This window comes from Natrinema pallidum DSM 3751 (assembly GCF_000337615.1).
Taxonomy (GTDB): Archaea; Halobacteriota; Halobacteria; order Halobacteriales; family Natrialbaceae; genus Natrinema; species Natrinema pallidum.
Genome location: NZ_AOII01000055.1, coordinates 1 through 3,694, shown reverse-complemented (window position 1 = coordinate 3,694; position 3,694 = coordinate 1). Strand labels below are relative to the sequence as shown.

Annotated in this window: 2 protein-coding genes; both read right to left on the bottom strand. The window is 50.6% G+C overall.

What is annotated here, in order from left to right:
- Positions 1 to 76: 76 nt before the first annotated feature.
- Complete coding sequence (locus C487_RS09375) at positions 77 to 2,149, bottom strand: pentapeptide repeat-containing protein (protein ID WP_006185506.1); 2,073 nt, start codon at positions 2,147 to 2,149, stop codon at positions 77 to 79.
- Positions 2,150 to 3,254: 1,105 nt separating this feature from the next.
- Entirely contained in the window at positions 3,255 to 3,479 is a 225-nt protein-coding gene (locus C487_RS09370; protein WP_006185505.1) for a DUF7386 family protein, read from the bottom strand.
- Between the last annotated feature and the right edge of the window lie 215 nt (positions 3,480 to 3,694).

Sequence of the window (3,694 nt, the reverse complement as noted above, 5' to 3'; positions counted from 1 at the left end):
GTCGTGCACAGACTGGACTTCCTCATTCCTTCCGAAAGGTGCCTCGATAAGCCGCCGCTATCACGCGGTTTCTCGCTTAACTAAAGACGGATGCCATCTGTAGTTTCGCACCTCTCGCGTAGACGGTGTTCCGGATGTAACTGTCCTCAATGATGAAGTCACCTCCAATGACAGCCGATTCTACATTAACTACCGCATCCCGCGTGCTTTCGGGAATCTCGGCCGTTGCAATATCGACAAGACCACTATCCATTTCTTCCCCTTTCAGCTGACATCCGGTTATGATTAGATCTTCCTCCAGATCTGCGTTCAGGAATGAGATCGCTCCGTGAATCCTCGATCGAGTAAACGTGATGTTAGGACCCGTAGACGTAACCAGAGAGCCGTCGATGTTTCCCCGGACGACTGCCCTATGGAAAAGAACACCACTATTGAACGTAGCACCAGTTAGGTTCAACTCGCCAACCCTCATGCCGTTCCCCCCAACATCCCCACCGAGGTGTGCATTGGAGAAGCTGAACGTATTTGTAACGCGGAGCTGATCTGTGTTTATCTCCTTCTTTATGTTTGCACCCTCTAGGTCAAGCTGCCCGTCAATAGTAGCTTCTTCCAGTTGGAACTTGCCTGAAACCTTAACGTCTGCAGCGAGAAATGACCCTCCCGTGGACGTACCGACTGTGAGTTCCTTCCCGACGAAAGTTCCGGTGACTTCAGCATCTTCCATGCTAAACTCCCCGACGCGGGCTGAATCCAGTTTAAGCCCCCGACGGAAACTAGCCTCATTAAGCGAGAGCGTTTGCCGAACAGTAATTCCGTTTAGGATCGCGGCACGCTCAGTCACGTGAGTTTTTTCGAGTACAAGCGAATCAGTTACCGTCTCCTCATCGAGAAGCAACGTCCCGATTCGACTGCCTGTGAGATCGATTTCATCAGAACAGATACAATCAGTGATCTCGAAGTTCCGACCAATACGGCTGTCTTGAGCAGCAAAGTCAGACTGGAAGGTTCCGTCTTGGAATTGAATATATTCATTGACTACTGATTTACCCAAATCGACGCTGGACCCGAACGTACATGAACGAAATTCTAAGTGCTCCTGAACAGCGAGGTCAGTGAGCGCAGTTTCACCTCCGATCGCAACGTCTTCGAACCGTAGAACGCCCGCTGCGTTAGCAGAACCGGCTAACACGTCACCACTAATCTCCACATCGTGTAATACGGTGTGCGATCCTAGTTCCGTTCCAGCCAGCACGACATCCTCCTTTATGTCGAGTTCAATAAGCCGGAAGTGGTGTCCCATATCACTGTGCCTGACGTCGAACGACCCCTGAATCTCGCCTTTCCGGATGGTACAAACGTGTTCAAACTGGCTATCGGTGAATTCGACCGATCCCTCCGCAGTCGTTTTGTACCACTTGAGCCCTCCCTTGATCGTGACTTCGGTACTTCTGAACGACCCGTGTATCGTGCAGTTGATCAAGGTGACACTTGACTCGAACCGCGAATCAATCCATTTGAGGGTGCCTATCTCATGTTCGACAGAAAACCACGGTCCCATGAGGTGTGTCGACAAAAGGGTCACCGTCTCTGTATCAGCCTCCTCTGCACGTACAGCCCCTTCTATCGTTGCATGCACGAGGTTTAGCTCACCAGTAATCTCAGCACTCTCCAATTCCAAATTCCCCTCTATCGTAGCACCTTGAAGTAAAACATCACCATGAACGGTTGTTTCCTGAAGATTGAGTCTGCCGCGGATAGTGGTTTGAGAGAGGTCTAGGTCTCCCTCGATAGTGGTATCGTGGAAAGAAACCCCTTCGCCGAATAGAGCTCGTCTGAAATCCGCTCCCTGTTCGAACCGAGAACTATTGAAATCGACGTTTTTTGAGAACGAAACACCGTGTGCTTCAAACCCGGCTGTGAACAGGGACGACCGCAACCTTAGCTTGCTCACGATATCGCTTCCTGAGAAGCTCACCTCCCCGTGTGCGATCAAGGATATGATGTCGATTTCGTTACTGTGGTCGGCACGGAACGTGCGACCGTTGAGGCTGAATCCAGGAACCTCGATACCGACGACCGTGTTGTAAAGCCGTTGGGTTGCAGGGTTGGCTGTAGACTGCTGGAAATGCTCAAGAATCGCGTTAGACATCTCTTCAGTTGTTACCGTCGAAATAGTCTGGTGGAGTTCACAGCGATTGTTCGAGTTCAGGTCGTAATAGCACGAAAAGGCGCTAGCAGCGACATTCGAAGATGAGTCAAGACTAACGGGAATATCCGTTTTGTCCTCCCACTCCTCAGAGTCAAATTCGCAATACGGTTGTGATAGTCGGTTCCCCATAGTGAGACCTATGGGTTAGATGGGATGTTCCGGTATAATAAACGTGAATACTTACAACCGCGGTGTTGTCAATCTGCGCCGTGTACGATCAGACTCGCTATCGGAGTTGCCGAGCCGAATATCTGACTCGTCCGAATCAGCAGTGTACTCTTCCCAGCGTTTGGCGATTTTTTGCCGCGCATCGGCTTCAGACTCACCTTGAACTGCTAGCTGAGGATTGTCCAACTCAGCGATATACCAGCGCCCTGTGTGGAGAATGTCTGCCTCCTCACGGGCCTGCTGGGGAGTCTGTATTGTTGTCATAGGTTGGTAGTCTATCTCCCTGTACGTTAAACTACGGGTTTGAGACTAATATGGTTTGGCCGGCAGAGGTACGAGACTTATCAAACATGACACCGAAACAGCCACTGTTTAGTTGAGGACGTCTGAGAAATGAGTAGGTCGTCTTTTCTTGGCGCTGATCGAGGCTGCTGGCAAAGCAACGTGAAGTGTCCCAGTGACCGGAAGAGTAGGAGAGACTTCGAATCGGTGGTCAATGCGGTGGGACAACGCGAGCAACGCAGCTCCTAGAGTGGCTAACGATAAAGATCAGCCGATTGCTCAATATCAGATCTACGAGAAACCGCGGTATCGATAACGATCGTGGAAAGTAAATCCCGATAAGGGTTCGGGCCTCGGTCCATGGAAGATTGTAATTGCGTCAGGGGCTATTGAATGTTCTCACAGCTTGGTATATACAACAAGCTACGTCACCGGTAGGCGGTTCTCATCCCTTGTCACAGCTTTCTTAGCCGGTCACCGCTACCGACTCTCGGTCGATGTCCGATAGCGGAGACCTATAGTAGTCACTGAAAGCCAATGCACACCTGATCGCATGACAGCTGTGCGATCAGTGTGTAAATCGTTTCAGTGGCTACTATAATACCGAGGTGTTGAACTGCTGGATCGTCGTGGGATCGATCTCGCCTCTCGCAACGTCGATGTTCTCTCGAGACTCAATGAGGTGCGTTAGTGCCGCGTCGATAACGTTCGAGTTCGGTGGGTCGTCGTACTGACCGTCGGCGACGGTCCCTTTTGCTTCGTCGAGGAGTCGCTGTCGTTCATCACTCAGTCGGATCGTTGTTCGTTTCGTCGAACCCACATAAATCGATGTATGTACTGGGGGTCCTAGAGTGTTTCTCTGGAGTCACTGAACCAATTTGGTTTAAATATTATCCGACACTGTGTGACGAATCTCCATTCAATCGTCACCGATTGTCAGCAATTCGGGAGCGTGTCATAGAATCCAACTCATAGCTTGAGCATCTCACGTCCTGGATCGTGTCCTCGCTCGTAGTTGGTGATTGCAATGACGAT

Excerpts from the sequence above, each read along its gene's own strand:
- C487_RS09375 (WP_006185506.1), bottom strand. The coding sequence starts at position 2,149 with ATGTCTAACGCGATTCTTGAGCATTTCCAGCAGTCTACAGCCAACCCT.